Genomic DNA, 21,124 nt, shown 5'->3' on the forward strand with positions numbered 1-21,124 from the left:
TATGGTTCCGGGGCGGCTTCGCCACCCAGCGCGGGGCAAGCCCGCTCACTACAAACACCGCGCCAACAGTGGCTCTGCTTCAGCCTTCAGATCGAGACGAAGAAGAAACTCGCAATCAGCGCCATACCCACGAACCACACCAGTGAGCGAGCGATCGCCCAGTCGGCCAGGTAGCAGATGATGTACAGCAGGCGACTGGTGATAAACAGCACGGCCAGCACATTGATGGTGACCAACTCAGCCGTACCGGCCAAGTGCGCGATAATCACTGCCGCCGCAAATGCCGGCGTCACTTCAAAGCTGTTGAGTTGAGCACTGTGGGCACGCTTGGCAACCCCTTCGAGGGTGTCCAGGAACGCGCGAGGGTCGTGGTTCTGCCGCGGCCCGAACTTGCCACCGCTGAACTTGGCCACCCCTGTGCACAGATAAGGCAGAAAGATTGCGATCAACACACACCAGAAGGCCACCGTCATCACTGATTCCTTTTTTTAGTTTGCTTTTTAGTTTGAAGCAGAATTTAGAGTTTTAGCACTCAACATGAAACGCCGCACCCATCGCTATGAGCCGCCAGCCCCGCAAAAGGTTCTATCGGTGATTTGCCCCCAGCCCTGCAACATCGTGCAGGGGTTGCGGTCCATCCCCCATTAACGCTCTTCCACCCAACTTCCAAGGACCCCGGATGCTTGAACTTGTCGCCGCCTTCATTTGCCTCACCACCCTGCTTACCTATGTGAACTTCCGCTTCATCGGCCTGCCGCCCACCATCGGCGTGATGGTCACGGCCCTGCTGTTTTCGCTGATCCTGCAAGGCTTGAGTTTTCTCGGCTATCCAGGCCTGGAAGAGCGCATCCAGCAACTGATTGGCCAGATCGACTTCGGCGATCTGCTGATGAACTGGATGCTCTCATTCTTGCTGTTCGCCGGTGCCTTGCACGTAAACCTCAACGACCTGCGCAGCTACCGCTGGCCCATCGGCCTGCTGGCGACCTTCGGCGTATTGATCGCGACCGTGGTGATCGGCAGCCTGGCGTATTACATCTTTGCCCTGTTCGGCTGGCACGTCAGCTTCCTCTACTGCCTGCTGTTCGGTGCGCTGATTTCCCCCACCGACCCGATCGCGGTATTGGGCGTGCTGCGTACCGCCAACGCCTCCAAGCCATTGAAGACCACCATTGTCGGCGAGTCGCTGTTCAACGATGGCACGGCTGTCGTGGTGTTCACCGTTTTACTGGGCATTGCACAGTTAGGCGAAACGCCGACCGTGGGCGCCACCGCCATGCTGTTTGCCCACGAGGCGATTGGCGGCGTGGTGTTCGGTGGCCTGATCGGCTACCTGGTGTACCTGATGATCAAGAGCATCGAGCAGCACCAGATCGAGGTGATGCTGACCCTCGCCCTGGTCATCGGCGGCTCGGCGATGGCCACCGAACTGCACGTTTCGGCACCGATTGCGATGGTGGTCGCCGGGCTGATCATCGGCAACCTGGGGCGCAAACTGGCAATGAACGACATGACCCGGCGCTACCTGGACGGCTTCTGGGAATTGCTCGACGACATGCTCAATGCGCTGCTGTTCGCACTGATCGGCATGGAGCTGCTGCTGTTGCCGTTTAACTGGCTGCACGTGTTCGCCGCCAGCTTGCTGGCCGTGGCGATCCTGCTGTCGCGTCTGTTGACGGTTGCACCGGCCATCCTGCTGCTGCGGCGCTGGCGCACAGTGCCACGCGGGACCATCCGCATCCTGACGTGGGGTGGCCTGCGTGGCGGGGTGTCCGTGGCACTGGCATTGGCCCTGCCGCTGGGCCCGGAGCGCGACTTGCTGCTGAGCATCACCTACATCGTGGTGCTGTCGTCGATCCTGCTGCAGGGGTTGAGCATCGGTAAGCTGGTCAAGCGCGTGACCCGGGACGATCCCCAGGCCGCGCCGGACGCTCACTGAGCCTTGTCGATCTGCTGCGGATGCCTCGGGTCCGCAGCTTTCTTGCCCGGCAGACTGCTTTCACTGCGAATCTGCGCATGGCTGATCAGCGCAAATATAAAGCTGCCGCCAATGATATTGCCCGCCAGGGTCGGCCCGGCGAACACCAGCCAGAAATCCTTCCACGGCAACTCGCCAGCGAATACCAGGTACGACACCTCGGCGGAGCCGACGACGATATGGGTGAAGTCGCCCAGAGCCATCAGGTAGGTGATCAGAATAATGATCCACATCTTGGCGCTTTCCATGGAGGGGATCATCCATACCATGGTGGCGATCATCCAGCCGGAGACGATGCCCTTGGCAAACATCTGGCCGGCGTCGTTTTCCATGATCTTGCGGCCGATTTCCAGGAAGGCCAGGTCGGTCTTGGTGTCGAAGATCGGCAGGTGCAACATCACATAAGCCACCAGCAAGGTGCCGCACAGGTTGCCCACCAGCACCACTGTCCATAGCCGTAACAATCGCCCGGCATTGCCTAGCGTGGGTTTGCTCATCACCGGCAAAACAGCCGTCAGGGTGTTCTCGGTGAACAGTTGCTGGCGCGCCAGGATCACTGCCAGGAACCCTGCGCAGTAGCCGAAGCTGGCGATAACCTTAAAACTTTCGCCATCCGGCAGCCGAGAGTTGAGCAGCCCCATGGCCATCAGCGAAAGGCCCATGGTCAACCCGGCCGCCAATGCCGACCACCACAAGGCAGCAACACTGCGCTCCAGTTCCTGGTCACCCTGTGTACGGATGATTTCATGCAACACCGCCGCACGGGGTGGTTGGTTCTCGTCCACGTCCTGTTGCTCTTCCTGCGACAGGTTTGGGGTCTTGCCGTCTGCTTGAGTGGCCATGATGTTCCAGAGTCCTAGGGGTGCCTGTAGCTACGACACGCCGCCACAGTAGCTGTTCAGTGGCCACACAACTAAACCTGCACCCTCCAGGCCTTTGCCATCTCCACGGTGGTTGAGCGGCGCGCCTTGTCCCAGGGCTTGTTACGCGCTTTGTAGTGACCACTGATGGTGTCGAGTACCTGGTTGAATTCGCTGGGGGTAGTAGCCCGAGCCAGGTCCTGAGCCGCACGGTGCAACAGTTCAACGTTAGACATGGGCTGGCCTGGCCGAAACAACGAGGGGTAGATCACTTCCCGTGTGAAGTTTTCAGCTTTCATCGAAATATCGCGCACTTTCATTTCGGTCACTGCACCGCCGATGACTTTGGACAGAGGCATTGCATCACTTTCGATCTGTTTGGCCGCCACTTGCAGCAATTGCTGAAAGTTGCGCTGACTTGCAACATTGAGGCTGCGCCCCAACCAGTCGATGTGCTCTGGCCGTCGGGCAAGGGCATCCAAGTTACGCAGGGCCGATGAAATGTTCGGCGTGAACACCAGGGAGCCCTGTGACTGATTGGCCTGGGTGATCGCACCATCCAGGTTTCGCAACGCCTGTTGCGCGTTTTTCCGAAACATCAGCACATCCGCGACCGCCGGGTCGCTTTGCAGCGTGGGTTGCACGCTGGCGAGCATTTCATCATCCATGGCCAGCACGGCTTCATTCAGTGATTGGAACGAATGATGCTCAAGTGCCTTGGTCCGTCGCTCCAAATGCGTCTCCACCGTTTGTCGCGCTTTCGTCTGCAGAAGTTGCTTCTGCTCATCCTGCATAGTGAAGTTGACCGTGCCATTGAGCAGACCCGTAAAGTCGCCTTTTTCGGTCTTCAGGGGCAGTGTCACAATCTGATCGGCGAACGCTTCGAGCCTTTTATCCTGAAACGCTCCAGCGGCCGAATGCTCAACGCCCACGAGATGGTCGGCCAGACTGCTGAAAAAACTGCCACTGCGAGCGGATGCATCAGAAGAGCTGGACTCAAATTTAACGATCAGCGATTCAAGCTTGTTCAGCGGACTATCGGAACATGGCCGCGCCACAACACCTGGCGCCGGAGTGTTGAGCAGCAGCCCACCATCCTTGAATGCGGTTTTTTCAGCTGATGCCTGAAAGGCATGACCTTGCTCCACCGGATTTTTGAACACCACCGGTAACGAACCCGAAATATGCGCGGCCCGGGCAATATCCATCGCTGGAGTCAGGCTGGCATTGAACATCACTAACTGCGGGCGGCCATCAAACATGCCGCTACCGGTGATACTGAATTGTTTGATCGCAGGAATATGCCGGCTCAACACCTCGAGATCACCAAACGTGGGTGCGCCACCCGCATTCAGCTTGTCAGCAATGCTCATGACTTCGGTCGGCCTGGTTTCTCGAGGGCTTTGCGCGATATGACCAAGAATCGACGCGCGCGACTCGTTGCGGATCAGTTCCTCAAGGGGAAGGGCTTCAGTCTGCAGGCGCGGCGCCAAGGTCATCAACAAACGGAAAATAGTGCCGACACCACCGGGCAAACGCCCCGCACATTTGCCAAGTGTCGTACAGGCATCCTGCATCCAGGCCGTCACGGCGTCCTGGCTGTTCAGTAGGCTTGGTAAATCGATGCTGTCCGACAACCGGTCAAATGCCGCAGCGCCCATTCCGCTGGCAATCAACGCCGCCGAAATCGCACCGGCGGATGAGCCGGATATCGACTGAATACCGTTCAGCTTCCGGGCGTCCTCAAGCGCCTGCACCACCCCCGAAAAAGCGACGCCCTTGGCCCCTCCACCGCTCAACACCAGGCTCGTGACGGGCGGCGCCGATAAAATCACCTCTACCCGCCCCTTACTATCGCGTAGAAGCGTCACATTGCGCTCGCCCACGCCCTCCACCAGCGCCGTCTTCACAGGGTGCTGGGTCGGGGAATGAGCCTTATCACTCAATGCGGGTTGATTCCGGGCGATCGAGTTAATCACTTTCATACGCAGGCTCTCTACAGGGTGTGGTCCTGAGTGATGAGAGAGCCTGGCAGAGATCCATGCGGAATGATTTGGTAAAGCAAATCACGCCGAGGGTTTGTTACTCAGGAAGACTGTCGTCCTTGAACTGGTCCTTCACGTACCGGATCTCGGTGCGGCCATGAGGCGCTGGCAGGCCATCTTCACCGAGGTTGACGAAGACCATTTTCTCTACCGTGAGGATGCTCTTACGCGTGATCTTGTTGCGTACTTCACAGGTCAGGGTGATGGAGGTGCGGCCGAACTCGGTGGCGGTGATGCCCAGCTCGATGATGTCGCCCTGGCGCGAGGCGCTGACGAAGTTGATTTCGGAGATGTACTTGGTGACCACCCGCTGGTTGCCCAGCTGGACGATGGCATAGATCGCCGCTTCTTCATCGATCCAGCGCAACAGGCTGCCGCCGAACAGGGTGCCGTTGGGGTTGAGGTCTTCGGGTTTTACCCATTTGCGGGTGTGGAAGTTCATGGTCACTCCAAAGCGTGTTGCGAAATGATGGGCAACATCATGGCAGAGCCCGGCCCCAAGCTCTATGAGCCATTGCCTATCACGCCCATGCGCGATCTTCATGTTGCCGACAGAAAGGCTTGGGAAGTCTGGCGCACACGGCTATAATCGCCCCCGCTTCAAAACGGTCATCTTCAGTTGATACCGTTCTCCCGCCACCTGTCCGAGGGGCGCTGCAGCAGGTTCAACCTGTCAGGCTCGGATGGGGCGTTGTCCGGCCTGGTCCACCTGGCCTGATACTAAACGCACAACGGCGCCCATTCGCACACTACGAATGGAGGCTCTTCATGAGCGCAGTAAACACGCCTGCAGATTTCAACGACTACAAAGTCGCCGACATGTCCCTCGCCGCCTGGGGCCGTCGTGAAACCTTTATCGCCGAATCCGAAATGCCTGCCCTGATGGGCCTGCGCCGCAAGTATGCCGCTGAGCAACCGCTCAAGGGTGCGAAGATCCTCGGCTGCATCCACATGACCATCCAGACCGCCGTGCTGATCGAAACCCTGGTTGCCCTGGGTGCCGAAGTACGCTGGTCGTCCTGCAACATTTTCTCGACTCAAGACCAGGCCGCTGCCGCCATCGCTGCTGCCGGTATCCCGGTATTCGCCTGGAAAGGCGAGACCGAAGAAGAGTACGAGTGGTGCCTGGAGCAAACCATCCTGAAAGATGGCGCGCCTTGGGATGCCAACATGATCCTCGACGACGGCGGCGACCTGACCGAGCTGCTGCACAAGAAGTACCCAGCAATCCTGGACCGCGTCCACGGCGTGACCGAAGAAACCACCACGGGCGTACACCGCCTGTTGGACATGCTGGCCAAGGGCGAGCTGAAAATCCCGGCCATCAACGTCAACGACTCCGTGACCAAGAGCAAGAACGACAACAAGTACGGCTGCCGTCATAGCCTGAACGATGCCATCAAGCGCGGCACCGACCACCTGCTGTCGGGCAAGCAAGCCCTGGTGATCGGCTACGGTGACGTGGGCAAGGGCTCGTCCCAGTCCCTGCGTCAGGAAGGCATGATCGTCAAGGTCTCCGAAGTCGACCCGATCTGCGCCATGCAAGCCTGCATGGACGGCTTCGAAGTGGTTTCGCCGTTCATCGATGGCGTCAATGACGGCACCGAAGCGAGCATCGACAAGGCCCTGCTGGGCAAGATCGACCTGATCGTGACCACCACCGGTAACGTGAATGTTTGCGACGCGAACATGCTTAAAGCCTTGAAGAAGCGTGCTGTTGTCTGCAACATCGGTCACTTCGACAACGAAATCGACACCGCTTTCATGCGCAAGAACTGGGCATGGGAAGAAGTGAAGCCACAGGTACACAAGGTTCACCGTACCGGTGCTGGCGCGTTCGACGCCCAGAACGACGACTACCTGATCCTGCTGGCTGAAGGCCGCCTGGTTAACCTGGGCAACGCCACCGGCCACCCAAGCCGCATCATGGACGGTTCGTTCGCCAACCAGGTCCTGGCCCAAATCTTCCTGTTCGGCCAGAAGTACGCCGACCTGTCGCCCGCCCAGAAAGCCGAGCGCCTGACCGTGGAAGTATTGCCGAAGAAACTCGACGAAGAAGTGGCCCTGGAAATGGTCCGCGGCTTCGGCGGCGTGGTGACTCAACTGACCAAGACCCAGGCCGACTACATCGGCGTGACCGTTGAAGGTCCGTTCAAGCCGCACGCTTACCGTTACTGAGTAACAGCCCCCTGCTTTGCTGGGGCGGGCTTGTTGTGGCGAGGGAGCTTGCTCCCTCGCCACATCAAGCTCGCTCCTACAGGGGGGCACCGTCGGCATTCTGAGTTTCAAAGGGTATTACCATGTCCCAAGACCGTCGCTACAGCTTCGAATTCTTCCCGACCAAGACCGATGCTGGGCATGAAAAACTGATGGCGACTGCCAAGCAGTTGGCCAGCTACAACCCCGACTTCTTCTCCTGCACCTACGGCGCCGGCGGTTCGACCCGTGATCGCACGATCAACACCGTGCTGCAGCTGGAAAGTGAAGTCAAAGTTCCCGCCGCTCCGCACTTGTCGTGCGTGGGCGACAGCAAAGCCGACCTGCGCAGCCTGCTGACCCAATACAAGGCAGCCGGCATCAAGCGCATCGTCGCCCTGCGCGGCGACCTGCCGTCCGGCATGGGCATGGCCAGCGGTGAGCTGCGCTACGCCAATGACCTGGTGAGCTTTATCCGTGAAGAAAGCGGCGACCACTTCCACATCGAAGTGGCGGCGTACCCGGAGATGCACCCCCAGGCCCGCAACTTCGAAAACGACCTGCAGAACTTCGTGCGCAAGGCCAACGCTGGCGCCGACAGCGCGATCACCCAATACTTCTTCAACGCCGACAGCTACTTCTACTTCGTCGAGCGTGTACGGGCCATGGGGGTGAACATCCCGATCGTGCCGGGCATCATGCCGATCACCAACTACAGCAAGCTGGCACGCTTTTCCGACGCCTGCGGGGCCGAAATCCCACGCTGGGTGCGCAAACAACTGGAAGCCTATGGCGACGACGTCAAGAGCATCCAGGCGTTCGGCGAACAGGTCATCAGCACAATGTGTGAAGAATTGTTGCAAGGTGGCGCGCCAGGCCTGCACTTCTATACCCTGAACCAGGCTGAACCCAGCCTTGCCATCTGGAACAACCTCAAGCTGCCACGCTGAAGCTTGTCCGGCTGTGCCAAGGCCCTCGTCTCGACGAGGGCCTTTGTCGTTTTACATGCCCACGGAACCCAGCAGTCCATGAATACAGTGTCCACGACTTCCCGCCCGCAACTGGTCTACCTGGTCTTCGGCTCCGAGACCTACCACCAGGAAGCGGTGTTCAGCATCGCCAGCGCGCTGGCCTTCCTGAACGACACCCCGGACGCCGCCGTGGATATCCAGGTATTCAGCGATAACCCCGAGCCCTATCGCCTTTTGCCGGTGCGCGTGCGCCCGCTGGACGAAGCCACTCGCAAACGCTGGAGCGAGCCCCACAGCTATCACTTCCGCACCAAACATGTGGTGCTGCGCCAAGTGCTGGCAGAGTCGCCGGTGGCCATGCTGATCGACACCGACACGTTCTTCCATCATTCACCGATGGACCTGTTCGAGCGCGTGCAACCCGGCACCCTGCTGTGCAACGCCTTCTACACCCGGTACGGCGACAACCCCGAAAGTATTCTGTACACCGCGCTGCGCCAGCGCCTGCTGGACATGGGCGTCGCCGACGATGACATGATGACCCTCAATTCCGGGGTCATGGGCCTGACGCAGCAGGACGCACACATCCTCGACCGCTCCATCGCGTTGATGGACGAACTGTTTCCCTATGCCGAGGGAGCCTACACCCTCGAAGAGTTCTGCCTGTCGATTGCCGCTTATCGCAGTGTCAACGTGCGCGAGTGCCCCGACCTGATCCATCATTACTGGAGTCGCAAGCAACTGTTTCGCGCCAAGGTCAAGGCCTGGATCGCCAAGCATGCGGCCGCCCCTACCAGCGCATTGGCACTGGCCGACACCCGCCAGGTCTCCTCGCACCTGCCGCGCCCTCCCCGCCCGCAGCGCTTGCTCTACAAGCTGATCACACTGCTGTTACCCAAGCACCAGCAGCAGTTCATCCGCGAAATCCTCTACGGCTGCTACGAGCACGAGAACGAATTCGATCAGGCGTGTGGCCCGGTTTGGTGGGACAAAGCCCGACAGAACCAAGAGGAGCGTCAAAAGCGCCCGCTTGACGCGCATCAGTTGGAACACTGGTTCGCCAACCCCGTGGTACGCCTGATTCTCGGCGAGCGGCGCACCGCGATCTACGAACACTTGATGACCTCACCCGCCAAATAGCCCCGCCCGCGGATGCGCGTGCCAGAGCTTCTCTTTAAGGCAGGAGCGTCGTAACCTCAGGGCATGCCTGTCATTCTGAAGTTGCTGACTGCTGCCCTCTTTACTTGCCTGAGCCTGGCAGCTTATGGCGAGAAATTGCGCATTGTCACCGAGCCATGGGCGCCTTATGTGTACGACGACAACGGCACGATGCGCGGGCTGGACTACGAAACCACGGTGATCGTGTTCCAGCGCCTGGGTATTGAGGTGCAATGGCAATTCCTGCCTTGGAAGCGCTGCCTGGCCATGCTCGACCAAGGCCATGCCGACGGGGCGCTGGACATTTTCCACAGCCACGAGCGCGACGCCGTGCTTCTATACCCCAGCGAACCGCTGTCGGAAGTGAATTTCGTGCTCTTCTATGCCAATGATCGCCCCCACCCTGTCCAGGGCCTCGAAGACCTGCGCGACCTGACCGTTGGCACGTCGCCGGGTTACTTGTACGGCGCAGCATTCAGCGACTCCACCCTGTTCAACCGCGAAGCAGCCCCCAGCCATGAGGCCAACTTCGGCAAATTAATGTTGGGACGCATCGATTTGGTGATCACCGACCGCCGGGTAGGCCAACATGTGATCAAGGCACTGGGCCTGGAGGGCAAGGTCAGCCAGGCGCCGGCTGTGGTCAGCCACCAGCCGCAGTTCCTTGCGGTGCGCCGTGGCGCGGGCATGGATCTGCTGGTACAACGCTTTGCCGCCGAGCTCAAACGCTTCAAACAAGAACCTGCGTACACCGCTTTGAGCGTCAAATATGGTGGAATCCAAGCAATTACGGGGGTTGGACACACCGTTGAGCAGCAGGAAAGCAGCGTACCGTGATTGCTCTGTTATACTCCGGCCTTTCCGCCAGGCTCACGCCCGGCCGCTGAGGTCTTGAAAAAGGCACCCAACCCCGCTACAGCGCAGCTTTCAGCCCGCGCGAGCCGGTGGAGTGCCCGCCAGACGCAGCAGGACCGGACGGGGTTGCGCTCCCCTAAGCGCCATTCACGCCCGGCAAGATTATCCCTTTGGGCCAAGCCCTAACTAAAACAGGATTACTCATGTCCTTTGCTTCCCTCGGTCTCTCCGAGGCTTTAGTCCGCGCCATCGAGGCAGCGGGCTATACCGAGCCTACTCCGGTGCAACAGCGGGCCATTCCCGCCGTGTTGCAAGGTCGCGACCTGATGGTTGCGGCTCAGACAGGTACTGGTAAAACCGGCGGTTTCGCCCTCCCGATTCTGGAGCGGTTGTTTCCCAACGGTCACCCGGACAAATCCCAGCGTCACGGCCCGCGCCAACCGCGCGTATTGGTCCTGACCCCAACCCGCGAACTCGCCGCCCAGGTGCACGACAGCTTCAAGCTGTATGCCCGCGACCTGAAGTTCGTCAGTGCCTGCATCTTCGGCGGCGTCGGCATGAACCCACAGGTTCAGGCCATGTCCCGTGGTGTGGACGTGCTGGTGGCGTGCCCCGGTCGTTTGCTCGACCTGTGCGGCCAAGGCAGCGTCGATTTGTCCCACGTGGAAATCCTCGTGCTGGACGAAGCCGACCGCATGCTCGACATGGGCTTTGTCCATGACGTGAAAAAGGTCCTCGCCCGCCTGCCGGCCAAACGTCAGAATCTGCTGTTCTCGGCAACGTTCTCCCAGGACATCACTGCCCTGGCCGGCAAGCTGCTGCACAACCCTGAGCGCATTGAAGTCACGCCGCCGAACACCACGGTCGAGCGTATCGAGCAACGCGTCTTCCGCCTGGCCGCCAGCCACAAGCGTTCGCTGCTGGCCCACCTGATCACCGCCGGCGCGTGGGAACAGGTGTTGGTGTTCACCCGTACCAAGCACGGCGCCAACCGTCTGGCCGAGTACCTGGACAAGCACGGCCTCACCGCTGTCGCCATCCACGGTAACAAAAGCCAGAACGCGCGCACCAAAGCCCTGGCCGACTTCAAGGCCGGTTCCGTGCGCATCCTGGTGGCCACCGATATCGCCGCCCGCGGCCTGGATATCGACCAACTGCCACACGTGGTCAACTTCGAGCTGCCAAACGTCGATGAAGACTACGTGCACCGTATCGGCCGTACCGGCCGTGCCGGTCGTTCGGGTGAAGCCATTTCCCTGGTTGCACCGGACGAAGAAAAACTGCTGAAAAGCATCGAGCGCATGACCAAGCAGAAAATCGCCGACGGCGACCTGATGGGCTTCGATGCCAGCGCCGTAGAGGCTGAGAAGCCTGAAGTGCGCGAGCGTCCGGACGTGCGCAACCCACGCAACCCACGCGGTCCGAAGGGTGATGGCCCGAACGGCGGCGGTGGCGGCGGTGGTCGTCGCGACAAGGGCAAGGACAAGGGCGGCAAGGAAAAAGCGCCTACCAACGGCCGTGGCGAACGCCCCGCCCGCGAGCAGAAGCCCCGCGAAGGCACCCCGGCCCGCGAACAGCGCCAGCCGAGCCAGCCGCCACGTGCCGCCGCTGACCGTGCCCCGGACGAGTTCCTCGACGACGACGTGGATAACTTCGGCAACCGCGTTGACTACGTGCCTCAGGCCAAGCCGGCCCAAGGCCGTGGCCGTCGTCCCGGCGCGCCTGCACAAGGTGCGGGCGCAGGCGCTCCACGTGGCGGTCAGCCACAAGGCGCTCGCCAGAACGGCCCACGCAACAGCAGCGGCGGCACCACCGGCACTCCACCGGCCAAGCGCAGCGGCCCGCGTAATGGCGCACCGCGTGACGGCCAAGCCCGTCGCGAAGACTCGCGCAGCAACAACCGCCGCCCAGCCCGTGACGACCAGCCTCGCTTGTCCGAACCGGCCGTGCAGAACCCGCGCGGTGGCCCAGCGCCAAAGATCATCCACAAGGAGTCGAAAGCGGATCGCTTCCCGACACCCGAGCAACTGGATCAGTTGCCAGGCCGTCCTCGTGGTGAAAAGCCAGCATTGCTGACTCGCAACCGCTGAGTTTTTAGCCCCATAAAAAATGCCCCGTATCTTTCGATGCGGGGCATTTTTTTTGGACTCAATAACGATCCGATGTGGAAGGGGCGGTACGACGATTCGACTTGCCCCCGATAGCTGAGTGTCAGCTGACCTACTTTTAACTGACACACCGCTATCGAGGGCAAGCCCTCTCCCACAAGGACCGCATTGCCAAGCCAGACATTACTTCTGCTTGACGCCTTCCAGCGAGATGTCCAGGTCCACGGTCTGCGAGGACGGGCCTGGGCCTTTGATGCCGAAGTCGTTCAGGTTGACGGTGGTCTTGGCGTTGAAGCCAGCACGTTCGCCGCCCCATGGATCCTTGCCTTCACCATTGAAGGTCGCCTTGAAGGTCACAGGCTTGGTCACGCCGTGAAAGGTCAGGTCGCCCGTTACGTCAGCGGTTTTCTCGCCGGTAGATTTAACGGCGGTGGACACGAACTTGGCGTCGGCGAACTTGGCAACGTCCAGGAAGTCTTTGCTGGCGATGTGCTTGTCACGCTCTGCGTGATTGGACCACAGGCTGGCGGTTTTCACGTCGACCGCGATTTTGCTGGCTTCCGGCTTAGCGGCATCCCAGCTGAACGTACCATCCCAGTCCTTGAAGGTACCGTGGATGTAGCTGTAGCCCAGGTGGCTGATTTTCCAGTCGATGAAGGCGTGCTGGCCTTCTTTGTCGATCTTGTAGTCAGCCGCCATCACCTGACCTGCAGACAGCAGGGCAGTACCGATGGCCAGAGCAGCGAGAGTCTTTTTCAACATGCTTTCTATTCCTTGTGAGTCGAGGTTGAACATCAGGCTTTGCGCCCCAGCATTCGCGTAAGGGTCACATCACGATCAATAAAGTGGTGTTTCAACGCAGCCACGCCGTGCAAGCCGGCAAAGACCACCAACACCCAAGCGAGGTACAAGTGCACCACGCCCGCAGTGTCTGCCTGGTCCGGTAGACCGGAAACCACGGCAGGAATTTCAAACAAGCCAAACACCGGGATACCGACACCGTCTGCGGTGGAAATCAGGTAACCGGCGATCATCACGGCGAACAGCCCCAGATACAGGAACGCGTGGCCGAACGCCGCACCGATACGGGTCAGGCGGCTGTAGCTGGCCAGCGGTGGTGGCGGCGGGCTTACCAGGCGCCAGACGATACGCACCAGCATGATGGCGAACAGCGTGATGCCAATGCTCTTGTGCAGGTCCGGCGCGTCTTTGCGCCAGGCGCTGTAGTAGTCGAGGCCGACCATCCACAAGCCCAGGGCGAACAAGCTGAACACCACCAGGGCCACGCCCCAATGCAAAACAATACTGACCCAACCATAGCGGGCCGAAGAATTACGTAGCTGCATGTCCCAAATCCCGTAAGAGCTGCGCCCAAGACTAGCGATTTACCTATCGAATTAAAGCGGAAAATTTCGCTTTGAAATATCGAGAAATACGATCAAGAGCCTATGCACAATAAGTTAACCAAGGATTAAGGACTATTCCTAAGAAACGTGACAGACCGTCCTGTGTTTACCGCGAATTCCCTCACAATAGGTTGTGACACGCGCCACCATTGCATAGGCTTGCGCGATTGTTTTACCTGCGCTCGCCGCAGGACCGCTTCGAGGAGAGAACCGATGGGCTTGAACAACCAGTGGATGCAACGCGACCTCGCGGTGCTGTGGCATCCCTGCACCCAGATGAAAGACCACCAGCAACTGCCGCTGATCCCGATCAAGCGCGGCGAAGGCGTGTGGCTGGAAGACTTCGAAGGCAAGCGCTACCTCGACGCCGTGAGTTCCTGGTGGGTCAACGTGTTTGGCCATGCCAACCCGCGCATCAACCAGCGCATCAAGGACCAGGTCGACCAACTGGAACATGTGATCCTCGCCGGTTTCAGCCATCAACCGGTGATCGAACTGTCCGAGCGCTTGGTGCAAATGACACCCGAAGGCCTGACCCGCTGCTTCTATGCCGATAACGGTTCGTCGTGCATCGAAGTCGCGCTGAAAATGAGCTTCCACTATTGGCTCAACCGCGGCCTGCCGAACAAAAAGCGTTTCGTCACCCTGACCAACAGCTACCACGGCGAAACCATCGCCGCGATGTCGGTGGGCGACGTGCCGCTGTTTACCGAGACCTACAAGGCGCTGCTGCTGGACACCATCAAAGTGCCAAGCCCGGACTGCTACCTGCGCCCCGAGGGCATGAGCTGGGAAGACCATTCGCGCACGATGTTCCTGGCCATGGAACAGACCCTGGCCGAAAACCACGACACCGTCGCCGCCGTGATCGTCGAACCGCTGATCCAGGGCGCCGGCGGCATGCGCATGTACCACCCGGTGTACCTCAAGCTGCTGCGCGAGGCCTGCGACCGCTACGGCGTGCACCTGATCCACGACGAAATCGCCGTAGGCTTCGGCCGCACCGGCAGCATGTTCGCCTGTGAACAGGCGGGTATCCGCCCGGACTTCCTGTGCCTGTCCAAGGCCCTGACCGGCGGCTACCTGCCACTGGCGGCCGTGGTCACCACCGATGACGTCTACGACGCCTTTTACGACGACTACCCGACCCTGCGTGCCTTCCTGCACTCCCACAGCTACACCGGCAACCCGCTGGCATGTGCGGCCGCGTTGGCGACCCTGGATATCTTCGAAGAAGACAACGTCATCGAAAACAACAAGGCCCTGGCCCAACGCATGGCCACGGCCACCGCGCACCTGGTGGACCACCCGCATGTGTCGGAAGTGCGCCAGACTGGCATGGTGCTGGCCATCGAGATGGTCCAGGACAAAGCCACCAAGACCGCCTACCCGTGGCAGGAACGTCGTGGCCTGAAGGTATTCGAGCACGCCCTGGAACGTGGTGCGCTGTTGCGGCCACTGGGCAGTGTGGTGTATTTCCTGCCGCCGTATGTGATCACGCCGGAGCAGATCGACTTCCTCGCCGAAGTCGCCAGCGAGGGCATTGATATCGCCACCAACAGCAAGGTCAGTGTGGCGGTGCCGAAGGACTTCCACCCAGGTTTCCGCGATCCGGGCTAATACCAGCCCCTGTAGAGCTCGCGCTTGAAAAACCTTTTCAGAGAACAGAAATGAGACTGTCCCGCTTTTTTACCGACACCCCGCTGAGCCTCGGAGACCACGAACTGCCTGAAGCCCAGGCACATTACATCAGCCGCGTGCTGCGCATGGGCGAAGGCGATGCCGTGCAATTGTTTGACGGCTCTGGCCAGGAGTTCCTGGGCAGCTTGCTCGAAGTCGGTAAAAAGCGCGTCACTGTGCAACTCACCGAAAGCGTTGCGGGCCAGGCCGAATCGCCGCTGCATATCCATCTCGGCCAGGGCCTGTCCCGTGGCGAGCGCATGGATTGGGCGATTCAGAAAGCCACTGAACTGGGCGTCAACGCGATCACGCCGATTTTCAGCGACCGCTGCGAAGTGCGCCTCAAGGATGAACGCGCCGACAAACGCCTGCTGCACTGGCGCCAGGTGGCCATCAGCGCCTGCGAGCAATGCGGGCGTTCGACGGTGCCGCTGATTCACCCACCGCTGTTGCTGGCGGACTGGTTGAAGCAGACCGAGGCAGATTTGAAGCTGGTGCTGCACCCGGTGGCCGAGCCGCTGGTCAGCCATGCCAAGCCCTCGAGCCTGGCCTTCTTGATCGGGCCTGAGGGTGGGTTGACCGACGCAGAAGTCCAAGCGGCCCAAGGTGCCGGCTACCACGCCGCCCGCCTCGGCCCGCGCGTCTTGCGTACCGAGACGGCGCCGGTGGTGGCGCTGGCCGTGGCCCAACAACTCTGGGGCGACTTCTAAGGCTCAGGCCATTTGACCTTCACGCAGCAAGGGGCGCCAGCCCCTGCATATCGATGGACGGCGTTTGCCGACCGATCAATTCGGCCAGCAACTGGCCGCTGCCACACGCCAGCGTAAAACCCAGCGCGCCGTGCCCCAGGTTCAGCCACAGGTTACGGTAGACGCTGGCGCCAATCATCGGCACTCCCGTCGGGGTCGCCGGGCGCAGGCCGGCCCACTCGCGCGCGTGGGCATAATCGCCGGCCAGTGGAAACGTCTCCAAGGCATAGCGCTTCATCAGCGCCAGGCGCTTGGGTTCAAGGCTGGCGTCGAAGCCGACGATATCCACCATGGCCGCCACCCGCAGTTGTTCGCCGATGCGCGCATAGACGATCTTGCGGTCGTAGTCGGTGATGCTCACGTTCGGCGCCTGGTGCTGCGCGTCAATCGGCACACTGAGGCTGTAACCCTTGAGCGGGTACAGCGGCAGCGGCACACCCAACGCCGCGCTGCGATACCCGGCCGCCAGTACCAGATGCTCGACCGGCATCACCTCTGCGCCCAGTTCGATCGCCTGCACCACACCGTCAGCGTGGCGAATGCCGGTGACCTTGCGCCCCAGCAAAAAGCGGCAGCGGCCGGACGCTTCAAGCCGCGCCGCCAAGCGCTGGCAGAAGGCATGACAATCCGCCACCTCCTCATTCGGCGTGTAGATCCCGCCGACAAAACCACCGCCCGCCAGCGCCGGCTCCAGGCGTGCGCAATCGGCGGCCGACAGCACCTGCTGCTGAAGGATATCGGTGACCTTGCTGCGGGCATGCGCAAAGGAACTGGCGTTGCGGAAAGTGACCAGTTTGCCGTTGCGCCGCCAGTCGAAGCCGTCCAGGTGATCATCCTCGCGCCATTGCTGCAAAGTGTCCTGGCTCAGGGAGGCAAGTCGCAGCAGGTGGGCGGTATTGCGTGTGTTCACCGAGCTACGGCAGGCGCCGAGGAACGCGGTCATCCAGCGCCATTGCTGCGGGTCGAAGCGGGGGCGCAGCTTCAACGGCGAGTCACCGCGCAACAGCCAACCGATGGCCTGAAGCGGCACGCCGGCATCGGCCAGCGGCGCCACATAGCGATAGGACAATTGCCCGCCATTGGCAAAACTGGTTTCACTGCCCAGGGTCTCGCACGCGTCGATCACCGTCACCTCATGGCCCGCACGCACCAGCGCATACGCGCTGGCCAGACCAACCACCCCACCCCCAATGATGTGCACCATTCCCGCCGCCCGCCGTTGAATCAAGAGGCCTCAAGCCTAGGGGCAGGTGACAGGCCGCCGACAATGAATAAAGATGGGTCACCTATAAACAAAGGTTATGGACTTGCCATGCGCTTGCGTCATATCGAAATTTTCCAGGCCATTCGCCAGACCGGCTCCGTCAGCGCCGCCGCACAACTGCTGCATGTGTCGCAACCAGCGGTGACCAAGGTGTTGCAGCACGCCGAATTGCAGCTGGGCTTCCCGCTGTTTCTGCGCGTGCGCGGCAAGTTGCAGCCCACGCCGGAAGCCCTGGCGCTGGAAGGCGAAGTGGAGAAAGTCACCGAGAGCCTGCAAGGCGTACGCCGCCTGGCCAAGAGCCTGCGCCGTGCACCGGGCCACAGTGTGCGCATCGGCGCGATCCCGGCGCTGGCCCTGTCGCTGCTGCCGCCCGCTATTCTTGAGTGGAAGCGCGATTACCCGGACATGGCCTGTGAGTTGTCCAGCGACCACAGCCGCGAGCTGGTACAGAAGCTGCTGATGCGTGAGATTGACCTGGCGCTGACGCTCAACTTCTCTGGTCATCCAGGGCTGACCACGCAAGTGCTGGCCAACGGCGTGTTGGTGGCATTGGCGTCCAAAGGCTATTGGCCTGATGCCGAGTTGAGCAGCCCACTGCCCCTGGCTGACCTGGCGGGTACGCCGCTGATAGGTCTTTCCAGCGCCGACCCGCTGGCGGCTAAACTCGACAGTTACCTGGAACACGTCGACCCGCCGCCAAGGGTGACGATCTCGGTGCAAACCTACTCGCTGGCCCGTGCGATGGTGGAATCCGGCGCCGGCCTGACGGTGATCGACCCCTTCACCGCCCTGGGTGCTTCGACCGCCACCACCTGCATCCGCACGCTCACCCCGCCGCTGCCGATCACGCTGTACGCCCTGACCCGCGCCGATGAACCGCCGCCGCATATGCTGGCTAATCTGCTGAAAATCTTCGGCCACCGTGCCCGGGCGTTATTGGAGCGGCTCTAACAGAATACCGATGATCTACAGGGTCACAGCACGTAATGCATGATCGCCACAAAGTGCAGCAGGCTCCCGCCAATCACAAACAAATGCCAGATCCCATGGGAATGCCGCAGGCGGTCCTCCAGGGCAAAAAAGATGATGCCGACGGTGTACAACACCCCACCCGATGCGAGCCATACAAACCCCGCCATGCCCAGTGCGGCGATCAGCGGCTTGACCGCCACCAGCACGATCCAACCCATCACCGCGTAGATCACGATCGACAGGATGCGCGCCTCGGAGCGCGGCTTGATCTCCTGCAGGATGCCGATCACCGCCAGCCCCCACACAATCCCGAACAACGTCCAGCCCCATGGCCCGCGTAACGTCACCAGGCAAAACGGCGTGTAACTGCCGGCGATCAACAGGTAGATCGAAAAGTGATCGACCTTCTGCATGATCTCTTTTCGCCGCCCCTGCACGCTGTGGTAAACCGTCGACGCGCTGTACAGCACCATCAGCGTAAAGCCATAAATCGCCACACTGACGATCTTCCAGGGGCTGCCATCCAGGCTCGCCACCACCAACATCCACACGGCGCCAATACACGCCGCGACTGCACCGAGCAAATGGCTCCAGGCGTTGAACCGTTCCCCGTGATACATCTGTCACTGACCTCCTGTAACCGTTAAACACTGGCTGGCAAGCGTCCAGCCTTGCGCATAAGAGTGCAAGCAGGTTATGACGTTCCGAGGACGCCAGACGGTTTTGCGGGCACAATCGACCGCATTCGAACAAGAGCCCATGGCCATGCTGATCGACGAAGAATTCACCCTCAAGAAACTGGAAATCTTCCTGGCGTTCATGCGCACCGGCAACCTGGCCCGCGCCGCCGCCGAGCTGCAGACCAGCAACGTCAGTGTGCACCGCGCCATCCACTCCCTGGAAAACGCCCTGCGCTGCCCGCTGTTCAAGCACGAGGGGCGCAACCTCACGCCGCTGGAAAGCGCTTACGTATTGGAAGAGCGCGCGCAGAAACTGGTGGCCGACGTGGTCGACAGCGTACGCCTCACCCGTGAAGCCGCCGGGTTCTCCGCCGAGCGCTTCAAACTGGGCTCACTGTATTCGCTGACCGTGAAGACCGTGCCGCAACTGATCATGGGCCTGAAGATCCGCCGCAGCGAACTCAATATCGACCTGATCCTGGGCTCCAACTTCGACCTGCTCTACAAGCTCAAGAACATGGAAGTGGACGCGATCCTCATCTCCCTGGACGAACACGCCAACGACCCCGATTGCGAGCAGATCGCGCTGTTTTCCGACGACATCTTCCTCGCCACCCCGGCCGACTCGCCCTTCGACCGCGAACACGAAATCGACCTCGCCGACGTACGCGACGCGACCTTCATCACCCTCACCCAAGGCTTCGCCACGCACCAGGATGGCAATCGCGTGTTCAAGCAAGCGGGGTTCGAGCCTAAGGTGGCGATGCAGGTGAATGACATCTTTACGCTGCTGAGCATGGTCAGTTCGGGGGTGGGTTACGCGCTGTTGCCGGGGAGGATTGCGGCGGTGTATGAGAACCGGGTGAAGTTGATACCGCTGCAACCCAGGTATCGGTTGCAGCAGCATATTGGGGTGGTGTTTTTGAAGGCCAAAGAGCGCGATCCGAACTTGCTCGCGTTGCTGGCCGAGTGTCGGATGTACGCGAACCGCAGCGGCTAGCCGACCAGGCCGCGCATGAGCAGAAACAGCAGCGAAGGCCCCAGCAAACAACCCAACGCCGTATAAAACGCTGCGGTCAGGCAGCCATACGGCACCAGTTTCGGATCGGTGGCCGCCAGCCCGCCGGCCACGCCGCTGGAGGTGCCCATCAAGCCGCCGAAGATCACCGCACTGCGCGGGTTGTTCAGGCCGATCAGGGGCGCAACGAAAGGTGTCATCACCATCACCAGGATCGCCTTGATCAACCCGGCCGCGATGGACAACGCCATCACTTCGGAGCTGGCGCCGATCGCCGCTCCGGTGACCGGGCCAACGATATAGGTCACGGCACCCGCACCAATGGTGGTGAGGCTCACGGCATCGGTGTAGCCGAACGCCATGGCCACGCCGACGCCAGCAACAAAGGACGAGCCCACGCCGACAAACAACGCGAGTACCCCGACATAGCCCGCGCGCTTGAGCTCATCGACACTCACGCCAAAGGCCGTCGCGACAATGGCAAAGTCCCGCAACATCGCCCCGCCCAGCAGGCCAATACCCGACAACAACGGAATATCCACCACACCTTTTGAACCACCGGTAAACGCACCGCCGACGTAAGACAGTACCAGCCCCAACAGGATGGCAATCGCCGAACCGTGCAGGCGGCCCTTGGTGAAGGTGTCGGAAATCCAATAGGAGACCCACATGGTCAGGCCGATTACGGCGAAACCGCTGATCAGGCCATAGCCGGTGATCACTTTCATCATCGATTCGTACATGGCGATCACCCGGCTTCTTTAGTGGTAACAACAGCACTTGGTTCACGGTTGCCGATACGCACCAGCACCGGTACCAACGCAAAACCCAACACCACCGCCAGGGTGCCCGCCAGAATTGCCATCGGCCCACCCTTGATCGCGCCATAGACGTTTTGCTGCGCCGCCATCGCCACCACAATCGGAATATAAATCGCCGCCCAGAACGTCAGGCCCTGCTCGGACTTGCCCACAAACAAGCCGCGTTTTTGCAAGTAGCTGCCCAGGCCGATCAGCAGCAACATGGCGATCCCCACCCCGCCGACGTTGGCCGGAATGCCCAGCCACTTACCGAGCAACTCGCCCACAAACAGCCCTACAAGCGTACAAAACGCCAGAAACGCCACACCGTAAATAATCATTGTTGTTGTCCTCAAAGTGCTCGATCGAAATTGTTGTTTTTGT

At 60.7% G+C, this 21,124-nt stretch carries 20 protein-coding genes and 1 riboswitch; of the genes, 10 read left to right on the forward strand and 10 right to left on the reverse strand.

Annotation, left to right across the window (positions count from 1 at the left end):
• Nucleotides 1-86 precede the first annotated feature (86 nt).
• Entirely contained in the window at nt 87-473 is a 387-nt protein-coding gene (locus ACI512_RS00970; RefSeq protein WP_043206031.1) for an MAPEG family protein, read from the reverse strand.
• Between the two features lie 206 nt (nt 474-679).
• Here ACI512_RS00970 and ACI512_RS00975 point away from each other — a divergent pair, with 206 nt between their 5' ends.
• Entirely contained in the window at nt 680-1,939 is a 1,260-nt protein-coding gene (locus tag ACI512_RS00975) for a sodium:proton antiporter (RefSeq protein ID WP_064054298.1), read from the forward strand.
• Here ACI512_RS00975 and ACI512_RS00980 read toward each other — a convergent pair.
• The 3 genes from ACI512_RS00980 to ACI512_RS00990 form a co-directional block, all read right to left on the reverse strand.
• Nucleotides 1,933-2,820, reverse strand: coding sequence for a formate/nitrite transporter family protein (locus ACI512_RS00980; protein WP_064054299.1), 888 nt, complete (start codon nt 2,818-2,820; stop codon nt 1,933-1,935). The genes ACI512_RS00975 and ACI512_RS00980 overlap by 7 nt on opposite strands.
• Before the next feature lie 71 nt (nt 2,821-2,891).
• A complete protein-coding gene (locus tag ACI512_RS00985) occupies nt 2,892-4,823 on the reverse strand; it encodes a patatin-like phospholipase family protein (RefSeq protein ID WP_236379652.1) in 1,932 nt (643 codons plus the stop codon).
• 97 nt (nt 4,824-4,920) lie between these two features.
• Complete coding sequence (locus ACI512_RS00990) at nt 4,921-5,325, reverse strand: acyl-CoA thioesterase (RefSeq protein ID WP_010207175.1); 405 nt, start codon at nt 5,323-5,325, stop codon at nt 4,921-4,923.
• Nucleotides 5,326-5,523: 198 nt separating this feature from the next.
• Nucleotides 5,524-5,630: riboswitch (S-adenosyl-L-homocysteine riboswitch) on the forward strand.
• Between the two features lie 21 nt (nt 5,631-5,651).
• Between ACI512_RS00990 and ahcY the strand changes: the two genes are divergently transcribed.
• The 5 genes from ahcY to ACI512_RS01015 all read left to right on the forward strand — a co-directional run bounded on the left by ahcY (nt 5,652) and on the right by ACI512_RS01015 (nt 12,153).
• Nucleotides 5,652-7,061, forward strand: coding sequence for an adenosylhomocysteinase (ahcY, locus tag ACI512_RS00995; RefSeq protein WP_015886307.1), 1,410 nt, complete (start codon nt 5,652-5,654; stop codon nt 7,059-7,061).
• A 122-nt stretch (nt 7,062-7,183) separates the two neighbouring features.
• Nucleotides 7,184-8,029 carry a methylenetetrahydrofolate reductase [NAD(P)H] gene (gene metF / locus ACI512_RS01000; protein ID WP_015886308.1) on the forward strand — a complete coding sequence of 282 codons (846 nt, stop codon included), beginning with the start codon at nt 7,184-7,186 and terminating at the stop codon, nt 8,027-8,029.
• A 78-nt stretch (nt 8,030-8,107) separates the two neighbouring features.
• On the forward strand, nt 8,108-9,190 hold the full coding sequence (locus ACI512_RS01005) for a hypothetical protein (RefSeq protein ID WP_236379653.1): 1,083 nt from the start codon (nt 8,108-8,110) through the stop codon (nt 9,188-9,190).
• Between the two features lie 63 nt (nt 9,191-9,253).
• Nucleotides 9,254-10,045 carry an ABC transporter substrate-binding protein gene (locus ACI512_RS01010; protein ID WP_236379654.1) on the forward strand — a complete coding sequence of 264 codons (792 nt, stop codon included), beginning with the start codon at nt 9,254-9,256 and terminating at the stop codon, nt 10,043-10,045.
• A gap of 221 nt (nt 10,046-10,266) precedes the next feature.
• Complete coding sequence (locus tag ACI512_RS01015) at nt 10,267-12,153, forward strand: DEAD/DEAH box helicase (protein WP_250947479.1); 1,887 nt, start codon at nt 10,267-10,269, stop codon at nt 12,151-12,153.
• A gap of 201 nt (nt 12,154-12,354) precedes the next feature.
• On the opposite strand, the gene ACI512_RS01020 is transcribed toward ACI512_RS01015, so the two are convergent.
• A complete protein-coding gene (locus ACI512_RS01020; RefSeq protein WP_046034960.1) occupies nt 12,355-12,933 on the reverse strand; it encodes a YceI family protein in 579 nt (192 codons plus the stop codon).
• Nucleotides 12,934-12,965: 32 nt separating this feature from the next.
• Complete coding sequence (locus ACI512_RS01025; RefSeq protein ID WP_015886313.1) at nt 12,966-13,517, reverse strand: cytochrome b; 552 nt, start codon at nt 13,515-13,517, stop codon at nt 12,966-12,968.
• A 273-nt stretch (nt 13,518-13,790) separates the two neighbouring features.
• Here ACI512_RS01025 and ACI512_RS01030 point away from each other — a divergent pair, with 273 nt between their 5' ends.
• Both ACI512_RS01030 and ACI512_RS01035 read left to right on the forward strand, forming a co-directional pair.
• On the forward strand, nt 13,791-15,197 hold the full coding sequence (locus ACI512_RS01030; RefSeq protein ID WP_015886314.1) for an adenosylmethionine--8-amino-7-oxononanoate transaminase: 1,407 nt from the start codon (nt 13,791-13,793) through the stop codon (nt 15,195-15,197).
• A gap of 50 nt (nt 15,198-15,247) precedes the next feature.
• Nucleotides 15,248-15,967 (forward strand): 16S rRNA (uracil(1498)-N(3))-methyltransferase, encoded by a 720-nt coding sequence (locus ACI512_RS01035; RefSeq protein WP_231809839.1) that lies wholly within the window; start codon nt 15,248-15,250, stop codon nt 15,965-15,967.
• A gap of 19 nt (nt 15,968-15,986) precedes the next feature.
• Here the strand turns inward: ACI512_RS01035 and ACI512_RS01040 are convergent, their stop codons facing one another.
• Nucleotides 15,987-17,210, reverse strand: coding sequence for a D-amino acid dehydrogenase (locus ACI512_RS01040; protein WP_405121580.1), 1,224 nt, complete (start codon nt 17,208-17,210; stop codon nt 15,987-15,989).
• Between the two features lie 108 nt (nt 17,211-17,318).
• On the opposite strand from ACI512_RS01040, the gene ACI512_RS01045 reads away from it, so the two are divergent.
• Nucleotides 17,319-18,221: a LysR family transcriptional regulator gene (locus ACI512_RS01045; protein WP_405121581.1), complete on the forward strand. Its 903-nt coding sequence runs from the start codon at nt 17,319-17,321 to the stop codon at nt 18,219-18,221.
• 23 nt (nt 18,222-18,244) lie between these two features.
• On the opposite strand, the gene ACI512_RS01050 is transcribed toward ACI512_RS01045, so the two are convergent.
• The gene (locus tag ACI512_RS01050; RefSeq protein ID WP_015886320.1) at nt 18,245-18,862 is read right to left on the reverse strand and encodes a hemolysin III family protein; all 618 of its coding nucleotides are present in this window, start codon (nt 18,860-18,862) and stop codon (nt 18,245-18,247) included.
• Between the two features lie 145 nt (nt 18,863-19,007).
• Between ACI512_RS01050 and ACI512_RS01055 the strand changes: the two genes are divergently transcribed.
• Nucleotides 19,008-19,922 carry a LysR substrate-binding domain-containing protein gene (locus ACI512_RS01055; RefSeq protein ID WP_064054308.1) on the forward strand — a complete coding sequence of 305 codons (915 nt, stop codon included), beginning with the start codon at nt 19,008-19,010 and terminating at the stop codon, nt 19,920-19,922.
• On the opposite strand, the gene madM is transcribed toward ACI512_RS01055, so the two are convergent.
• Both madM and madL read right to left on the reverse strand, forming a co-directional pair.
• Nucleotides 19,919-20,683, reverse strand: a complete 765-nt coding sequence (madM, locus tag ACI512_RS01060; RefSeq protein WP_026067508.1) for a malonate transporter subunit MadM — start codon at nt 20,681-20,683, stop codon at nt 19,919-19,921. The genes ACI512_RS01055 and madM overlap by 4 nt on opposite strands.
• A 5-nt stretch (nt 20,684-20,688) precedes the next feature.
• Complete coding sequence (gene madL / locus ACI512_RS01065) at nt 20,689-21,081, reverse strand: malonate transporter subunit MadL (RefSeq protein ID WP_064054309.1); 393 nt, start codon at nt 21,079-21,081, stop codon at nt 20,689-20,691.
• Nucleotides 21,082-21,124: the final 43 nt, after the last annotated feature.

It is taken from the genome of Pseudomonas petroselini, assembly GCF_045037875.1.
Taxonomy (GTDB): Bacteria; Pseudomonadota; Gammaproteobacteria; order Pseudomonadales; family Pseudomonadaceae; genus Aquipseudomonas; species Aquipseudomonas petroselini.